Annotated in this window: 12 protein-coding genes and 2 pseudogenes; 2 read left to right on the forward strand and 12 right to left on the reverse strand. The window is 62.1% G+C overall.

The annotated features are described in order from the left end of the window. Positions 1 to 2: 2 nt before the first annotated feature. Genes ACNJYA_RS18190 through ACNJYA_RS18200 form a run of 3 tightly spaced genes read right to left on the reverse strand, consistent with a single transcriptional unit; the run spans position 3 to position 3,751 of the window. Entirely contained in the window at positions 3 to 1,067 is a 1,065-nt protein-coding gene (locus ACNJYA_RS18190) for a G1 family glutamic endopeptidase (RefSeq protein WP_439367235.1), read from the reverse strand. Further along, the gene (locus ACNJYA_RS18195; protein ID WP_439367237.1) at positions 1,064 to 1,885 is read right to left on the reverse strand and encodes a phosphatase PAP2 family protein; all 822 of its coding nucleotides are present in this window, start codon (positions 1,883 to 1,885) and stop codon (positions 1,064 to 1,066) included. The genes ACNJYA_RS18190 and ACNJYA_RS18195 overlap by 4 nt, the downstream gene beginning before the upstream one ends. A 42-nt stretch (positions 1,886 to 1,927) precedes the next feature. Continuing rightward, on the reverse strand, positions 1,928 to 3,751 hold the full coding sequence (locus ACNJYA_RS18200) for an adenylate/guanylate cyclase domain-containing protein (protein ID WP_439367239.1): 1,824 nt from the start codon (positions 3,749 to 3,751) through the stop codon (positions 1,928 to 1,930). A gap of 265 nt (positions 3,752 to 4,016) precedes the next feature. Here ACNJYA_RS18200 and ACNJYA_RS18205 point away from each other — a divergent pair. Next, positions 4,017 to 4,274 (forward strand): annotated as a pseudogene (locus ACNJYA_RS18205) (hypothetical protein); the annotation flags it as partial. An 11-nt stretch (positions 4,275 to 4,285) separates the two neighbouring features. Here ACNJYA_RS18205 and ACNJYA_RS18210 read toward each other — a convergent pair. After that, positions 4,286 to 5,815 carry a PAS domain S-box protein gene (locus tag ACNJYA_RS18210; RefSeq protein WP_439367241.1) on the reverse strand — a complete coding sequence of 510 codons (1,530 nt, stop codon included), beginning with the start codon at positions 5,813 to 5,815 and terminating at the stop codon, positions 4,286 to 4,288. 283 nt (positions 5,816 to 6,098) lie between these two features. Between ACNJYA_RS18210 and ACNJYA_RS18215 the strand changes: the two genes are divergently transcribed. Continuing rightward, positions 6,099 to 7,100 carry an ABC transporter substrate-binding protein gene (locus ACNJYA_RS18215; RefSeq protein WP_439367243.1) on the forward strand — a complete coding sequence of 334 codons (1,002 nt, stop codon included), beginning with the start codon at positions 6,099 to 6,101 and terminating at the stop codon, positions 7,098 to 7,100. A 211-nt stretch (positions 7,101 to 7,311) separates the two neighbouring features. On the opposite strand, the gene ACNJYA_RS18220 is transcribed toward ACNJYA_RS18215, so the two are convergent. From ACNJYA_RS18220 to gltA, 8 genes and pseudogenes are all read right to left on the reverse strand, one after another. After that, the gene (locus tag ACNJYA_RS18220; protein WP_172782858.1) at positions 7,312 to 7,629 is read right to left on the reverse strand and encodes a hypothetical protein; all 318 of its coding nucleotides are present in this window, start codon (positions 7,627 to 7,629) and stop codon (positions 7,312 to 7,314) included. Positions 7,630 to 7,839: 210 nt separating this feature from the next. Next, positions 7,840 to 8,605: pseudogene (locus tag ACNJYA_RS18225) on the reverse strand (SDR family NAD(P)-dependent oxidoreductase). After that, positions 8,602 to 9,711 carry an ABC transporter ATP-binding protein gene (locus ACNJYA_RS18230; protein ID WP_439403345.1) on the reverse strand — a complete coding sequence of 370 codons (1,110 nt, stop codon included), beginning with the start codon at positions 9,709 to 9,711 and terminating at the stop codon, positions 8,602 to 8,604. The pseudogene ACNJYA_RS18225 and the gene ACNJYA_RS18230 overlap by 4 nt, the downstream one beginning before the upstream one ends. Before the next feature lie 10 nt (positions 9,712 to 9,721). Then, positions 9,722 to 10,579 carry a carbohydrate ABC transporter permease gene (locus ACNJYA_RS18235; RefSeq protein WP_172783591.1) on the reverse strand — a complete coding sequence of 286 codons (858 nt, stop codon included), beginning with the start codon at positions 10,577 to 10,579 and terminating at the stop codon, positions 9,722 to 9,724. Beyond that, entirely contained in the window at positions 10,572 to 11,447 is an 876-nt protein-coding gene (locus tag ACNJYA_RS18240) for a carbohydrate ABC transporter permease (protein ID WP_439403452.1), read from the reverse strand. The genes ACNJYA_RS18235 and ACNJYA_RS18240 overlap by 8 nt, the downstream gene beginning before the upstream one ends. A 50-nt stretch (positions 11,448 to 11,497) precedes the next feature. After that, the gene (locus ACNJYA_RS18245; RefSeq protein ID WP_172783592.1) at positions 11,498 to 12,784 is read right to left on the reverse strand and encodes an ABC transporter substrate-binding protein; all 1,287 of its coding nucleotides are present in this window, start codon (positions 12,782 to 12,784) and stop codon (positions 11,498 to 11,500) included. An 83-nt stretch (positions 12,785 to 12,867) separates the two neighbouring features. Next, the gene (locus ACNJYA_RS18250; RefSeq protein WP_439403346.1) at positions 12,868 to 14,046 is read right to left on the reverse strand and encodes an ROK family transcriptional regulator; all 1,179 of its coding nucleotides are present in this window, start codon (positions 14,044 to 14,046) and stop codon (positions 12,868 to 12,870) included. 270 nt (positions 14,047 to 14,316) lie between these two features. Beyond that, a complete protein-coding gene (gene gltA / locus ACNJYA_RS18255) occupies positions 14,317 to 15,618 on the reverse strand; it encodes a citrate synthase (protein WP_172783593.1) in 1,302 nt (433 codons plus the stop codon). Positions 15,619 to 15,738: the final 120 nt, after the last annotated feature.

The raw sequence follows: 15,738 nt of genomic DNA on the forward strand, positions 1-15,738 counted from the left end.
CCTCAGCCCACAAACCTGGTTTGTACGGTTTGCTGGTCCAGTTTTTCCGGTTTTGACAATGGCGCGGTCCGATGCGGATTGTCGCGGATCTCGATCATCTTGATCAGCCTGGCATTCTCCAGATCTTGAGGCTGAAAGCCGATCCCGCCGGTGCCCGCGAGCGCGAAGCAATCCACGAACTTCGTCACGCCATACTTGGGCAAGCGATAGAGGTCCGTCGCATGCAAGACGGTGGGGCGCTCCGTGACCCACTCCGCCGTACGGCCCCGCGCCGGAAATTCGATCGGAATTCCGATCGGGCCGGGAAGTGGAATCGTCGGCGCAAGGAGATCGACCGAAAGCGACTTTCCATTTTTCGATTCATTCTTGATGAAAAAACGGACGTGGTCCTGCGCCATGACGGTCAGAACACATCTGACGTGGTCCCCCGGTTCCACCGGAAAGTTGGGAAGTGTCCACGGACCCGTATCGCGGTCACCGCGAAACCACCATTGAACCCATGCTTCCGCGGTCGGCGTCCCGACGCTGCCGTCGTTGGCGACCACGATCTTTTGCGTCGTCCCGATCTGCGGCAGCGAAGTATCGAATCGCCGATGGCCATCGATCCCGATCCAGGTCGAGCAGCGATAATCGCCCGGCGGAAACGAGTGAGCACTGGGCGTAGGGACCTCCCAGGCCCCCCACACCTGTGTGAACTGGGTGCCCTCCATCGCCGCAATACATGCGCCCGACCAATTGAAGCTGGTTTCGTGTCGGCCGGGATGGCCTGAGCCCAAACGGCCGCGGTTGACACGAAAGTCGGTCGCGGAGCCCGGGTAGATCATGGGCAGAACTTCGATAGGCTTGGAAAGAAGCCTGGCCCACAACGTCTCGGCCCGGCGTCCCGCGACCAGGGGCGGCCTGGGCGGAAGCCGGAAGAATTCGAGCTCCCGCGCATCGGCATTCAGCGCGTCGAAGTCCTTGGGCGGTGGCGGCGGTGGCAGCAATATCTGCCGACGCAGACCCGCGTTCAAATCGTCCCGCGACGGAAGCGTGTGTTGCTCGACACCGCTCGCGCGCGCGCTCATGGCCACTCCCCCTGAGCAGCTGCGACCAAGTCATCATAACTTGGCACGGAGGTTTTGTTGTCCATAATTTGGAAGAGATCACTGGCCAATTGGACGCCGGCGTCCGTGTCATTCTGGTAATGGAGACCGGCGATCTGGCGGTTTCGCGCGATACGACGGGCAAGAATGGTGAGATCATTCGCCATCGGCTTCACCGACACAGGTAACACCGGCTCGAGGCAGAGCGCGACCAAATGCGCCTGAGTCGCGTGCCCGCTCGGATAGGAGGCGTGGCCGGGAACCTGAATCGGCGGCAACAGCGCGGGGCAGATTTGCGAGGGTCGTGGCCGCTTGTAGTAGGCTTTCCAATGCATCGCGACCTGGAGCGCGATCAGACTTGCCGTCGTGATCACGCGGCAGGTGTTTGGATGCGAGTTCGGCGTGACGTTGAGAAGCGCCATGAAGTAGCTCAGAAACTCCTCGTTCTGCGCAAAAATCTCGCCGAGCGCATCCGCCCGCTCGTCTTTGGCCATCGTCACGAGCGCGTCGATCTCAGCTCCGGTGTTCGCATAGTTTGGTTGGGCAACCGTGATCGTGCTCCACCCGCCGTGAATGGCGAATTCGGCCAGCAGCCGCCAAGCGTACCAGTCCGGGGTCCAGCTCCGGTCCGGAAACTCGGTGACCGTGGTGCGGTTGGTGCTGACGCCCGTTTCCGTAATGAACGGCAGGTCCACGCGATCCGGAAAGATCCAACCGCCGCCGCCCGAGCCTGCATTGGCGACGTTTCCCGCATTCCCAGCGTTACCTGCGTTTCCCGCATTTCCGGCGTTGCCTGCCATCGCAGCCTCCCAATGATTTGCCGCCTATCGCTTGCTTAAAACTCAGTCTGGAAATCCTGCCGCCTTGAGCCGCTGTCGAAGATTGTCGCGGGTGGCCGCGTTGAGCGGCGTGCGGTCCGCCCAGGCCTGTAAATGGAAATTCGGATCGATCAGCATATGGCGTTCCGCGATCTGGCGCGCCTCCACAAACTTTCCGATGGCCACCAGGCTGGCTGCGAGGATGCGGAAGTTCGAGGTGAAACGCTCATTATGCTTCGCCGCTCGCCAACCGCAGGCGGCCGCTTCATCGAAATTGCCGTTGATGTAGTGCGCCTGGGAAAGCAGGTGCTCGTGCCAGAACACGTGTGAATCCAGGGGCGACAAGCGCAGGCCGTGTTCGGCGCGCAAGACCGCGGTTGGGCCCTCGCCGAGATAGCCGCAGGTCGCACTGCTCATCGTCCACGCCATGGCCGAATTGGGACCGACCGTGATCGCCCGGTCCAACAGGCGGGTTGCTGTCTCGAAATCCTTGAACAGATACGAATGCACGTGACCGTCGATTGCCAGAGCGAGCGCATCGTTGCCATCGCGCTCGATTGCCTTGGACGCATTGCGCGACGCCTCCATGCTATCGGCAGCGGCGTCGGTGGACCAGCCCTGGCCGACCCTGAACATGTACCAGTACGCGAGGTATGAATAGGCCGGCGCATAGTTGGGGTCATGCGTGACGGCCTGCTGTAGCAATCCGCGCGCCCGCGAGAACGAGTCGTAGTCCATACGGTATAGATAGCTCAACGCCTGGAGAACCAGATCGTAGGCCGTCAAATTCTGCGGATGCTTGCGCAGAGCCCGTGCACGCTCCCACTCGCGAACATGTGGAGCGATGGTCGTGACCACGCGCGTCGAGATTTGCTCCTGCAGTGCGAACAGCTCGCTGAGCTCGCCTTCATGACGATCGGAGTAGATGATGTTGCCCGACTCGGTGTCATTGAGCTCGGTATTGATACGCAGCCGCCCGCCGGAGCGGCGAACGCTGCCGTAGAGCACATAGCGCACGCCCAGCTCGCGACCGATGGCGCGGACATCGATGATCTCGCTGCCATAACCCAGCGTCGACCCGCGCGATATCACGAACAGCTCCTTCAGCGCGGAGAGCGCGTGAATGATTTCGTCGACAATCCCTTCGGCAAAATAGGCATCATCCTGACTGGCAAGATTGCGGAATGGCAGAACGACAATCGATGGACGTCCCTGCGCTCTGACCGGACTATCTGCCACCGGATGAGGTGAACGATCGATGCGCAGCCCGAACGCTTTGACGGGGCGCGACAGATTTCGCAGATGCAGATCGCCGAAGTCGACGACGGAGACGCCGGCCTGCTCACTGATCTGATCCGCGACGGCACCTGAGACGACGATGCCGCCGGGCTCGGAGTAGGTCTGAAGCCGAGCGGCGATGTTCACCCCATCGCCATAAATATCTTCGCGTTCAAAGATCGCGTCGGCAACGTTAATCCCCATCCGGAGACTGATGAACCGATGTTCCGGTTCTTCCGCCGACATCGCATTGGCGCCGTGCTGAATTGCAAGCGCACATTGGGAGGCGTCATTTGCGCTGTCAAAAACCGCAAGAAAACCGTCTCCGGTGTTCTTGATCACCTGGCCCCTGTACTTCGCGATCGTCGGGTCGATAGTGGTTGCGCGCAGCAAGAGGACCCGCTTGTGGGTATCTTCCTCGTCCGCTTCCATTAATCGGCTGTAACCCACGATGTCGGCCGCGAGCACGGCCACCAGCTTGCGCTGACCAGGAATAACCTCTCGCGAGACGTCCGGCCCTACAAGCGGGTCGGGTCTTGGGCTGGCATCGGGTTCACGGGGGAAGGCCATGGTGTATCCGTGGTCACTCTGATGCGTGGGTCCGTGCCGCCGCTTGGACGCTGTTCCCTTAGCTAAGCCTGTTTTTCCAGGTTTCACAAGCCGCGGTTGTTTCGCGCAACTGGATCAATCCTCGTTTTCGCAACCAGCCCGTGAACAACGGTCGAGGCAGATCCCGTGTATGTCGGCAAAAACGGCACCGGCCTATGGCGCGTAAGTCACGGTACGGTCGATGCCAATCCGGCTCCTCTCGGCAGATGTGGGTGAGAGCCCTGCGTGCACGCCGGAGAAGCTGGCGCCGGCGCTCTGTGCGCTGCTGACGGATGCGCCGCGCCGCCGAGAGCAGGTCGAGGCCTTTGCCAGGCTCGGTCAGATCATGTCGACCGGCAACACATCGCGGAGCGTGCTCGCCGCCGACATCGTGCTCGCAACGATGCGCCAGGGCGGGTGGCGCTTTCTCAGCAGCTTTCGCGTGAGCTGCCCTCCAAAGACCAGACGCCAAGAAACGCAACAGCGAAGCCGTGAGTTACGTTGAAGCGGCGTGGATCACCCCTGTTCCGAAGGCAGACTAAAGTGAAACACGGCCCCCCTTGGTTCATTCGCACCGGTCCAAAGTCGACCTCCGTGCGCCTCGATGATCGATCGGCAAATCGACAAGCCCATGCCGGTCCCGTCCGGCTTGGTGGTGTAGAAGGGCTCGAACACGCGGTCAACGATTGCGACGTCAAGTCCAGGTCCGGTATCCCGTATGCCGACAACGACGAGATTTGATGCATTTGCGGCCGTGCTGATCCGCAGCTCTCGTCCGCCAACGTCGACGCAGTTCATTGCCTCGATCGCGTTGAGGATCAAATTGAGAACCACCTGTTGCAGCTGAACGCGATAGCCCTTCACGAGCGGCAAGCCCGAAGCGAGGTCGGTCTGAATCGAGACATCATGTTTGATCAGCTCGCTACGGGCTATGGTGATCACGTCCAGGATTGCACCATTGACATCGACGCTCTCCTTCGGCGCCGGAGCTTTCTTGATCAAGGAACGGATCCAACTGATGATCTCGCCGCCTCGCTTGGCTTCTGCAACAATGGATATGAGCGCCTGCTGTGCCTTTTCGAAATTCGGAGATTGTGTTCCCAGCCAGTTCAGTGCGGCTTCTGCGTCGCAGAGCACCGCGGTGATTGGTTGGCTTAATTCGTGTGTCACCGAAGCCGTGACCTGGCCCATTGCCGCGGCGCGATTGGCGTGTGTCAGTTCAGCCTGCATCTCGCGCAACGCCTCGGCGGTTCGCTTGCGTTCGGTGATGTCGCGGCTCAGGCAAATGATTCGGGACTGTCCGCCTACGCAGAATTCCCGCATACGAACTTCGACGGGAAACACAGTGCCGTCCCTTCGGAAATAGCGCCTCTCGAGCGTAGCGATGCCGCCGGTCTTGAGACGCTCGCGGTTGCGACGCCAAATCGTTTCATCCATCTCAAGATCGAACAAGGCCGCACTTGCCCCAACCAGTTCGGTCCGGCTGTAGCCGAGACTTTCGCAGGCATTCCGATTTACGTCGAGAACGCGACCATCTTCACTGTGCAGCATGAACGTATCGGTCGCGTGGTCCACGAAGGTACGGAAACGGGCCTCGCTCTCGATCAGCGCCTGTTCGGCGCGCTTGCGCTCCGTGATGTGGCGCCCCACACCGCGGTAACCCACGAAGTTCCCTGTCTCGTCGAAGATGGGCAGCCCAGAGACGGAAATATAGCGCTTGCCGCCGTCGGGCGTCGGCCGCGCGAGCTCGAAATCGCGAAACGGGAGGTGAGCGTCGAGTATCTTCCGGTGTTTGCGCCAGCCATCTGCGTCAGGTTCGAGATACGGGACCTCCCATCGTGTCCTGCCGATCTCGGAGACCGGCGGCTCGGGAAGCGTCTCGGCGAACTCCTGGCGGATGAAGCGATGCTGCGCGTCCGTTTCCCAGTACACATCAAAGGAGAATTGCACCAGCGTGCGAAAGCGCTCCTCGCTCTCGCGCAGTGCCTCCTCGGGGCGCTTGCGCTCACTCGACATCGAGCGCGACCGGCGGCGCTTGAATCGCATGTTGCATGATCATCTCTTGCTCACGCGTGATGAATTAATCGACCGATTGTCGGACCGGATTGCGTCCCGTCCCAGAGTTGCCCAAGATTGATCAGGAACATGCCTTTGGCGACTATACTCCCGTATACAGGGCTTCTGTATAGCGATGTGACGCGGGACGGCGCTCGCCGAAGGGCGCTTGTAACCAGTCCAGGCCTAAGCTGGGGCCGGAATTCCGCAGCGCAGCAGTCTCCCGCCTTGTCGAGGTGTGCTATCATTTTGGTCAGCGTGCGGAGGCATGGCAGTGAGGCGACGCGAGCTCATTACTCTGCTGTGCGGCGCGGCGGTCTCGCCGCTGGCGGCGCGCGCGCAGCAAGCGGCGAGACCGCCGCTGCTGGCGATGTTCCATCCGGCAATCCCCCCGACGCTTCTGACTGAAACGGGCGGGGGCAGCGCATGGCGTGCCTTTTTCGGTGAGTTGCGCCGTTTGGGTTACGTAGAAGGACAAAATCTGATCATCGAGCGCTACTGGGCCGAGGGGCGCCACGACCGTTATGCCGACGTGGTCCGTGAAATCGTGGCTCGCAATCCGCATGTCATCGTCACCGGAACGAATCCCGTCGTAACCATGTTCAAGGCGGCAACCAGTACGATACCGATTGTTGCTTTCATGCTGGACCCGCTGCAGGCGGGGCTGGTGACCAATCTGCAGCGACCCGGCGGCAACCTCACCGGCATCACGCTTGATGCCGGCATCGAGATCTGGGGCAAGCGGCTGGAGTTCTTGAAAGAAGCCATTCCTTCGATGCAGAAGGCCGTATTTCTGGGGATGCGCGGCGGATGGGAAGGGTCTGTCGGCCAAGTCTTGCGAAATGCCTCCGCGCGTCTGGGAATCTCACTGGCTTTTGTCTTCCCGCAGGAGGGGAAGCCGTCGGAGATTGAGCGTGTCTTCGATGCGATATCGGAGCAACGGCCGGATGCCGTGCTGGTGAGCGGAGAGGGTGATCTTTACGCCAACCGCCAGCTCATCGCCGAGCTCGCCATGAAAAAACGCCTGCCGACGATATGTCCGTACCGCGATTACGTCGAAGCCGGCGTACTGATGGGTTATGCTCTCAATCTCGCGGAGCTGTTCAGGCAGTTGGCCGATGACGTGCACAAAGTCCTGAAAGGAGCCAAACCGGGTGACATTCCGATTTATCAGGCGACCAGATTTGAACTTCTAATCAATCTGAAGACGGCAAAAGCATTCGCCATGACCCTTCCCCCGGCGCTGCTGGCCCGCGCCGACGAGGTGATCGAATAATTTTGCTATTGATGGCCCCAACCGAACTGCCTTGAGCAGTGGAAAGGGGCCGCTCCCTGGGGAGAACCGGACCTGACGCGTCGAGCGGCGGACCGCCGCTGGTGACCCGGAAGGCGATTTGGTCGGCGGCCGATCGACACGCTAGGTCCAGGACCCGAATGCGAATGGTGAGATGGCCATTTCCGGCCGCCACTCGCCATCACCAGGTATTCTATTTCGGAGTGCTGGTCTGGCCACCCGAACCCGTGGTCTGTTCACTTCCCGGTCGGCCCGGAGGATGCGCAGAAGCGGCCGGCTTGTCTTGATCGGCAACGTATCCGGACTCTCCGGAGTTGCGGGTCTTGATCCCTTTGTCGGCATCGCGCTGCATCTGCTCGTTGGGCTGGCCAGCCTTGAGCCCTTGGTCTACATCGCGGTTCATCTCCTCCTTGGTTTGCTCACTGGGTGCAGCCTTTTGCTGTTGGGCCGTTGCTTGGAAGGCAATTGCGCTCCCGGCAACTACAATCAATGCGAGAATTGCTGTTCGCATGGTTCTCCTCCATCGCTTGCTCCGGCCCCTAAACGCGCGAACTCCCCAAGGTTTCCTAGCTCTCCAATCGCATTGTCGAAAATCACATCTTGCGATCAGGTGGGCTGCGCTCAAGGCGCCGATTGGCCCAGCGGCATGCATTGACGTGTGTGTTTGACGTCTCACTCGGACAGCAATGCGGACCCGAAACGATTTTTATGAGCACACGCCCTAGGCAAGTCCGCCGTCGACCCGAAAACACTGGCTGGTGATGCGCTGGCTTTCGTCGGAGGCGAGGAATAGCGCCATGTTGGCGATGTCCTCGGGCGTCACCGCATCCGGAACGGCCTGGCGCGAGCGGATCTCGGCGATGACCCGATCGTCCGGATACCACAGCCGGCGCTGGCGTTCGGTGATCACCATGCCCGGCGCGATCGCGTTGACCCGAATGCGGTCGGGACCGACCGACCGCGCCAGCGAGTTCGTGATGCCGACGATCGCCGCTTTCGCCGCGGCATAGACCGGCAGCGCCGGCGCGCCGCGCATCCAGGCGATCGACGACATGTTGATGATCGAGCCGCCGCCGCGCGCCTGCATCTGCGGCACGACCGCTTGCGCTGCGAAGAAGACGTGCTTGAGATTGACGCCGATCATCCAGTCGAACTCGGCCGGCGTCACCTCGGCGAGAACCTGGCGCTGATCGTTGGCGGCGTTGTTGACGAGAACGGCGGCGTCGCCAAGCGAACGGTGCGCCTCCGCCATCGCGCTGCGCAGGGAATCGATGTCGAGGAGATCGCAGGGCACGAACAGTGGCGCGGTCCCGGACGAGGCCGCTATCTCCCGCCCCAGGGCTTCGCCCGCGTCCCTATCGATGTCGAAGAAGGCGATCCGGGCGCCCTGGGTCGCAAAGGCGCGAACGAAGGCGGCGCCGATGCCGCTGGCCCCCGGTGATCAACACCACGCGGCCGGCAAGGCTTGAATAGGTCGTCTTCGTCATGCGATCAGGCGCTCCGTCTCGGGGTCGAACAGGCAAATGCGGCGGGTGTCGAGCGCGAAGGCGGCGGACGTGCCGGGCGCGGGGCGGATATCCGGCGAGACCCGCGCCATCGCGGGCTCGCCCCCGAGCCGCAGCAACACCATGGTCTCGGCACCTGTCGGCTCGACCAGCTCCACCGGCGCCTCGACGAGGACAGGCGCTTCGCTGGAAAACGTGCGGCTGCCCTCGGCGATGCATTCCGGCCTGATTCCGAACACCACCTTGCGCCCGAGAAAGGGTGCTGCGGCGTCATATCCCCTCAGGCGCAGACGAAGCTCGTCGGGCCGTCCTGCGCCGATCACGACGACCGGCCCGTCATTTTCGGCCTCGAGCCGCGCCGGTATGGTGTTCATCGGCGGCGAGCCCATGAAGCGTGCGACGAACAGATTGGCCGGATAGCGGTACACGGTGTCGGGGTCGGCGAATTGCTGCAAGCTGCCCTGATGCATCACGGCGATCCGCGTCGCCATCGTCATCGCCTCGATCTGGTCGTGGGTGACATAGACGATGGTGGCGCCGATGCGCTGGTGCAGGCGCTTGATCTCCATCCGCATCTCGACACGCAGCTTGGCGTCGAGATTTGAGAGCGGCTCGTCGAACAGGAAGAGCAGGGGATTGCGCACCAGTGCGCGCCCCATCGCCACGCGCTGGCGCTGGCCGCCGGACAATTGCGAGGGCTTGCGGCCGAGCAGCGGCTCGATCTGGAGCAGTTTTGCGACATTCGCGACCGCAGCGTCCTGCTCGGCCTTGGGAACGTGACGGCATTCCATCCCGAAGGTGATGTTCTGGCGCACGGTCATGGAGGGATAGAGCGCGTAGGACTGGAACACCATGGCGATGTCGCGGTCCTTCGGCGCGACATCGTTGACGACGCGGCCGCCGATCTCGATCGTCCCCGCGCTCGGGCGGTCGAGCCCGGCGACGATGTTGAGCAGGGTGGACTTGCCGCAGCCGGACGGGCCAACCAGCACGGTGAACTCGCCGCTCTCGATGTCGAGCGCGATGTCCTTCAGCACTTCCAGATTGGCGTAACGCTTGGAGAGGGCGCGAATGCTCAGTGCTGCCATGACAACTCCATCATTTCACGGCCCCGGCAGTCAGGCCGCGGACGAAGTACTTGCCGCCGAACAGATAGATCAGCAAAGTCGGCAAGGCTGCGATGATCACCGCGGCGCTCTGCACACCTTGCTTGGGGATATCTGCGACTGGGGTAGACAGTGCGATGAGCGCGGCCGTCACGGGCTGCTGCTGGCCGGTCGTGAAGGTCACGCCATAGAGGAATTCGTTCCAGATATGGGTGAACTGCCAGATCACCGTGACGATCAGGATGGGTGCCGAGAGCGGCAGGATGATGCGCCAGAAGATGCGGAAGAAGCCGGCGCCATCGATGCGTGCGGCCCGGATCAGCTCGTGCGGAATGGCGATATAGTAGTTGCGGCAGAACAGCACCGTGAAGGACAGCCCCTGGATGGTGTGGATCAGCACGAGGCCCGTCAGCGTGTTGATCAGCCCGATGTCCCGCAACACGATCGTCCAGGGCAAGAGGCGCATCTGCTGGGGCAGGAAGAGGCCAAGGGTGACGATGCCGTAGATCCAGTTATCGCCCCGAAAGCGCCAGAGTGATATGGCGTACCCTGCAATAGCGCCGAGCAGGGTCGAGATGATCGTCGCAGGAATCGTGACGAGCGCGGAGTTGATCATATAGGGCCGGATGCCGGCGCAGGTCTCGGCAACGCAAAAGCCGCTCCAGGCCAGGGCATAATTGCCAAACGCCCAGTGTTGCGGCCAGCCGATCATCGAGCTCTGCGCGATCTCCTCATTGGTCCGGAGCGAGTTCAGAATGACGACGACCAGCGGCGCGAGGTAGGCGGCCGCGAACAAGGTTACGATCAGATAGATCAGAGCGCGGCTTGGGGCGAAGCTTCGGTCACGCATGGGCCGCCCGCCGTTGCCGGACATAGCGCCACGCCGCATAAGGGAGCAGCACCGCGAGCAGAATGAGCAGCATCAGCACCGCCGCAGCCGCGCCCCGGCCGAGCTGGCTGCGTTGGAACATCAAATCATAGACAACAAGCGCCGGCAGCTGGGTCGCGATTCCTGGCCCGCCATTGGTGAGGGCGCGGACGAGGTCGAAGGCCGAGATCGCAAACTGCAACTGGACAACGATGACCGTGACGGTGATCGGCCAAAGCGTCGGCAGAATGACGCGCCAATAGGTTCGGATTGGCCCGGCACCGTCGATCTGTGCCGCCTTGAGAATCTCGGAATCGACGGAGCGGAGGCCGGCCAGGAAGAGGGCCATGGCAAAGCCCGAGGATTGCCAGATCGCGGCGATGACAATGGTCCAGATGGCCATGTCGCGGTTGACCAGCCAATCGAACTTGAAGGCCATCCAGCCGAGATCATGGACGAGCTTCTCGATCCCGATGCCGGGATTGAGCAGCCAGCTCCACACCGTGCCTGTGACGACGAACGACACGGCCATGGGATAGAGGAAGATGGATCGCAGCACGTTCTCGCCGCGAATGCGCTGATCAAGCAGGATCGCGAGCAGGAGACCGGTAATCAAGCTGAGCAGCACGAAAGCACTGCCGAACAGCAGTAGATTGTCGAAGGCAATCTGCCAATTTCGCGACGCCAGGACCGAATTGTAGTTGCGCAAACCAACCCAGCCCGTAACGGGAACAAGGGTGGAGGGCGTAAACGAAATCCAAATGGTCCATAGCGAAAAGGAGATGAGGTGCGCTGCGGATAACAGCAGCGGCACCCAGATCATCAGAAATTCGGGCAGCCGGCGCACCATCTCCGGGGTCGCCGCCCGGCCCGGCCGTGTTGCTGTCGAGACGACGTCGGTCAACGTGCGCCCTCGACGGCGTCGGCGAGGCGGCTGACGGCCTCCTCCGGCTTGATCGTCTTGTTCTTCACATATTCAGTGATGACGTCGATCATCGCCGCGGTCAGGCCGTTTTCCTGGGCCATGTTGTGCGCGAGGCTCAGGACGGCCTGATTGTTGCCCATGGCATTCTTCAATGCGGCCGCGGTTGTCCGTTGACCATCCGACCAGCCCTCGCCGGACAGGTCGACATCGGTACGCACGGGGATCGATCCCGTGATTTGCGAATACATGGTCTGGATCGCCGGATCCATCACCAGCTGGGCCATCAACATCTGGCCGGCCTGGAGATCGGCCTCCTTGCGCTGCCAGAAGATGAAGGCATCGGCATTCAACAGGAAGACAGGCTTGCCGTTGTCACTGGGGCCGGGGGTGATGACGTAGTCGTCAAACTTGAAGCCGGCGTTTTTCAATACGCCCTGGGCCCAGCCGCCCATGATCAGCATGCCCATGTCGCCGTCGACGAAGCGCTTCAAATTGGTGGCATAGGGCTGGACGCCGACATTGGGATCACACCAGTTGGAGATCTTGCGCGTCTGCGCGAAGGCTGCCTTCATCTCAGGGCCCTCCAGCGCTTTCTTGTCGAGATTCATGCAGGCGGCGCGGTATGCCGTCGGGCTGATGCCGGCCAGGGACGCCTCGAATTTCTGCCCGTCGTCGGCGCGGGTGCCGCCGTTGGCGATGGGGTAGGCCATTCCGGCCGACTTCATTTTCTCGGCAAGGTCATTGAAGTCAGCCCAGGTGACCGGGATCTTGTCGGCCTTGGCCTTATCCATTCCGCGCTTGGAGAGAAACAGCATGTTTGTGCTGTAGATCTGTAGCGGCAGTGCAATCCACTTGCCGGTCGGCTTGTGCAGCTTTGCAAGGTCCGGCGCAACGACCTTCTCGTAGCCGGCAGCCGCGACCACGGCGTCGAGGTCGACGGTTGGCGCGATCTTCGACCAGGCCGCGATCTCGGGGCCCTTGAGTTGCGAACAGGCCGGCGGATCGCCGGCAATGATCTGCGCACGCAACTTGTTCATCATGTCCGTGGTGAAGCCGGGGACGGGCGAGTGCTGCCAGACGCCGCCTTTCTCCTCGAACTTCTTGCCGAGCGCGGTGATGGCGGCGCCGTCGCTGCCGGCGGACCATTGCGAGATTGCGGTGAGGCGCGGCTTGACTGCGCCTTGCGCGCGGGCAAGGTGCGGAAATGCGAGCGCGGCAGCAGATCCCGCGAGCAGACGACGCCTTGTTGTTGTGATCGGCATGGCAGTTCCTCCCGGTGTGAAGTTGCTTACGCCATTTTTGGCGCTGTTGTTGGCGTGCGCGAGCCACACGTGGCTTAAGTCATTCAGGCGGCCTCCGTCGATGCGGACGGCATGCCGCCAGATCTCGCCAGGCAAAACGCGGCGAAGGCGAGCGCAGCCTGCGGATCGTTGCCGGTCGACGGCGGCACGAACGCGACGGAGACCTGCGCCAATTTGCGTCCGCCGAGCAGGCAGGCGTCGATCCCGTCGATCACGGCCTTTCGCTCCTTCTCGGCGAGCAGCGATGGCCAGCCGCTGACGACTACGCCGCGGCATGGTTTGACGTTCAATGTGTTGCCGATGGCAAGACCAAGCCGGAACAGCCGCTGGCGCAATTCCTGGCGCACCCTGGACGTGAGAGGAATCGCGGTCACCCAATCATGGCCGAGCTGTAGCAATTCTGCTTCCGTCATATGCAGCAGCTCGGCCAGGGCCGGCAGCGACGTATAGGCTTCGACGCAGCCATGATGACCGCAGCGGCAGCGGGGGCCGTCGGTGCCGAACACCATGTGGCCGAGCTCGACCGGGTCGAGCGCGTCATCTTCGCTAGGATCATCCACCCAGGCGCCGGCGACGCCCTGGCCGACGAACACGAACAGATGTGGATCGCTAAAGGGATAGTCCTCGTTACGGCAACGATGAAAGGCGGCGTGCGCCACCACCGAATTGGTGAAGGCAACAGGCACGCCCGCGAACATCTCGCCGAACATGCTGCTGATACGTTCGACGTCACAGGGAATGATCGGATTGCCTGATACGCTGAGACGGCCGAGGCCCGGAACGGTCGCGCCGATCTGCGCTAGCCTGATGCGGCGCCGCCGTGTCCAGTCGTGCAGCAAGGCCAGTGCCTCGCGAAAGACATCGCCAACGGAGTCGACCGTCGGCTTCTTCGGCAGCGGCACGCGCTCGGTGTAATGCAGTTCGCCGGACAGACTGCCAACGCCGACGCCGAGCCATTGGCCAGTCAGCTCCAGAGCCCCAAGCGCCACCGCGCCGTCGAGCGACACGAGGCCGGTCGGGCCACCAACGTAAGGGGCAGGGCGCCGCACTTCCTCGATCAGGCCTTCGGCCTTCAAGTCAAGCAGGATGCGCGACAGGCTCGCTTCCGACAGGTGCACGGCCTTGGCCAGTGGCGGACGAAACGAGCCGCCCGACTGAAGCAGATGAGTCAAAATGGCAGCGCGCGTCTGCCGCCGACTTCTCGGCTGCTCCGGCATTTCCATCCCTGTCGTCATTCTTACTTAGTGTAAGAATTTGCGCGCGAAGCGTTTCGGCTGTCAAGCGCTGGCTGGCGCGATGATCCGACTTGTTGTTGTGCGCGGCAGCAACCGGTTTCGTAGGGTGGGCAAAGCGAAGCGTGCCCACGACTTCCTATCAGTCGCGAGAAATGGTGGGCACGCTGCGCTTTGCCCACCCTACAAGGCTGTCTCGCAAACGAAAAAACGGCGCCATCCTGCGATGGCGCCGTTTCGAAAAGCCGTGATGGCCGATTGTTACCGCTTGTCGATCGGAACGTAATCGCGCTTGGCGACGCCGGTGTAGAGCTGGCGCGGGCGGCCGATCTTCTGCTGGGGATCCTCGATCATCTCGCTCCACTGGCTGATCCAGCCGACGGTGCGGGCGACCGCGAACAGCACGGTGAACATCGAGACCGGGAAGCCCATCGCCTTCAGCGTGATGCCCGAATAGAAGTCGACGTTCGGGTAGAGCTTGCGGTCGATGAAGTACTGGTCGCTGAGCGCGATCTTCTCGAGCTCCATCGCCACCTTCAGCATCGGATCGTCGCCATGGCCGGTCTCCTTGAGCACGGCATGACACATCTTCTGCATGATCTTGGCGCGCGGATCGTAGTTCTTGTAGACCCGGTGGCCGAAGCCCATCAGGCGGACTTCGGAGTTCTTGTCCTTCACCTTGGCGATGAACTCGGGGATCTTGTCGACCGTGCCGATCTGATAGAGCATGTTCAGCGCGGCCTCGTTGGCGCCGCCATGGGCAGGGCCCCAGAGGCAGGCGATGCCGGCCGCGATGCAGGCGAACGGGTTGGCGCCCGAGGAGCCGGCGATGCGCACCGTCGAGGTCGAGGCGTTCTGCTCGTGATCGGCGTGCAGGATGAAGATCTTCTCCAGCGCATCCGCGAGCACCGGGCTGACCTTGTAGTCTTCGCAGGGCACCGCGAAGCACATGTTCAGGAAGTTTTCGGCGAAACCGAGCGAGTTCTTCGGATAAACGAAGGGCTGGCCGACGGTGTACTTGTAGGCCATCGCGGCCAGCGTCGGGATCTTCGCGATCATGCGCATGGAGGCGATCATGCGCTGCTTCGGATCGTTGATGTCGGTGGAGTCGTGATAGAACGCGGCGAGGGCGCCGACGGCCGCAACCATGATCGCCATCGGATGGGCGTCGCGGCGGAAGCCCTGGAAGAAGCGGGCCATCTGCTCGTGCACCATCGTGTGATGGGTCACGCGGTAATCGAAATCCTTCTTCTGCGCAGCGGTCGGCAGGTTCCCGTAGAGCAGGAGGTAGCAGGTCTCCAGGAAGTCGCCGTGCTCGGCGAGCTGCTCGATCGGGTAGCCGCGGTATTCCAGCACGCCCGCGTCGCCGTCGATATAGGTGATCTTGGACTGGCAGCTCGCGGTCGAGGTGAAGCCCGGATCGTAGGTGAACAGGCCGGACTGGCCGTAAAGCTTGCCAATATCGATGACGTCAGGCCCGACGCTGCCGCTGAGGATCGGGAGATCGAAATTGTTGTTTCCGACCGTCAGCGTCGCGGTCTTTGGGCTTGGTTTTGCGTCCATCAGAGGTCCCCGATGTGTGGTGAAACGGGCCGGAGCCGGAGGCCCCCAGGGCGACCATGGGGGCAGGCCGGATGTTCCAGAATGTGGGGGAGATGGGTATATTATTGCTATGTGCGCTGC

Origin of the sequence: Bradyrhizobium sp. BLXBL-01, from assembly GCF_051853025.1 — a bacterium.
In the GTDB taxonomy this organism is placed as follows: domain Bacteria; phylum Pseudomonadota; class Alphaproteobacteria; order Rhizobiales; family Xanthobacteraceae; genus Bradyrhizobium.

Coding starts and splice junctions, on each gene's coding strand:
- ACNJYA_RS18195 (WP_439367237.1), bottom strand. CDS start 1,885: ATGGCAGGCAACGCCGGAAATGCGGGAAACGCAGGTAACGCTGGGAAT.
- ACNJYA_RS18210 (WP_439367241.1), bottom strand. CDS start 5,815: ATGCGATTCAAGCGCCGCCGGTCGCGCTCGATGTCGAGTGAGCGCAAG.
- ACNJYA_RS18190 (WP_439367235.1), bottom strand. CDS start 1,067: ATGAGCGCGCGCGCGAGCGGTGTCGAGCAACACACGCTTCCGTCGCGG.
- ACNJYA_RS18235 (WP_172783591.1), bottom strand. CDS start 10,579: ATGCGTGACCGAAGCTTCGCCCCAAGCCGCGCTCTGATCTATCTGATC.
- ACNJYA_RS18200 (WP_439367239.1), bottom strand. CDS start 3,751: ATGGCCTTCCCCCGTGAACCCGATGCCAGCCCAAGACCCGACCCGCTT.
- ACNJYA_RS18230 (WP_439403345.1), bottom strand. CDS start 9,711: ATGGCAGCACTGAGCATTCGCGCCCTCTCCAAGCGTTACGCCAATCTG.
- ACNJYA_RS18220 (WP_172782858.1), bottom strand. CDS start 7,629: ATGCGAACAGCAATTCTCGCATTGATTGTAGTTGCCGGGAGCGCAATT.
- ACNJYA_RS18250 (WP_439403346.1), bottom strand. CDS start 14,046: ATGGAAATGCCGGAGCAGCCGAGAAGTCGGCGGCAGACGCGCGCTGCC.
- ACNJYA_RS18240 (WP_439403452.1), bottom strand. CDS start 11,447: ATGGTGCGCCGGCTGCCCGAATTTCTGATGATCTGGGTGCCGCTGCTG.
- ACNJYA_RS18245 (WP_172783592.1), bottom strand. CDS start 12,784: ATGCCGATCACAACAACAAGGCGTCGTCTGCTCGCGGGATCTGCTGCC.
- gltA (WP_172783593.1), bottom strand. CDS start 15,618: ATGGACGCAAAACCAAGCCCAAAGACCGCGACGCTGACGGTCGGAAAC.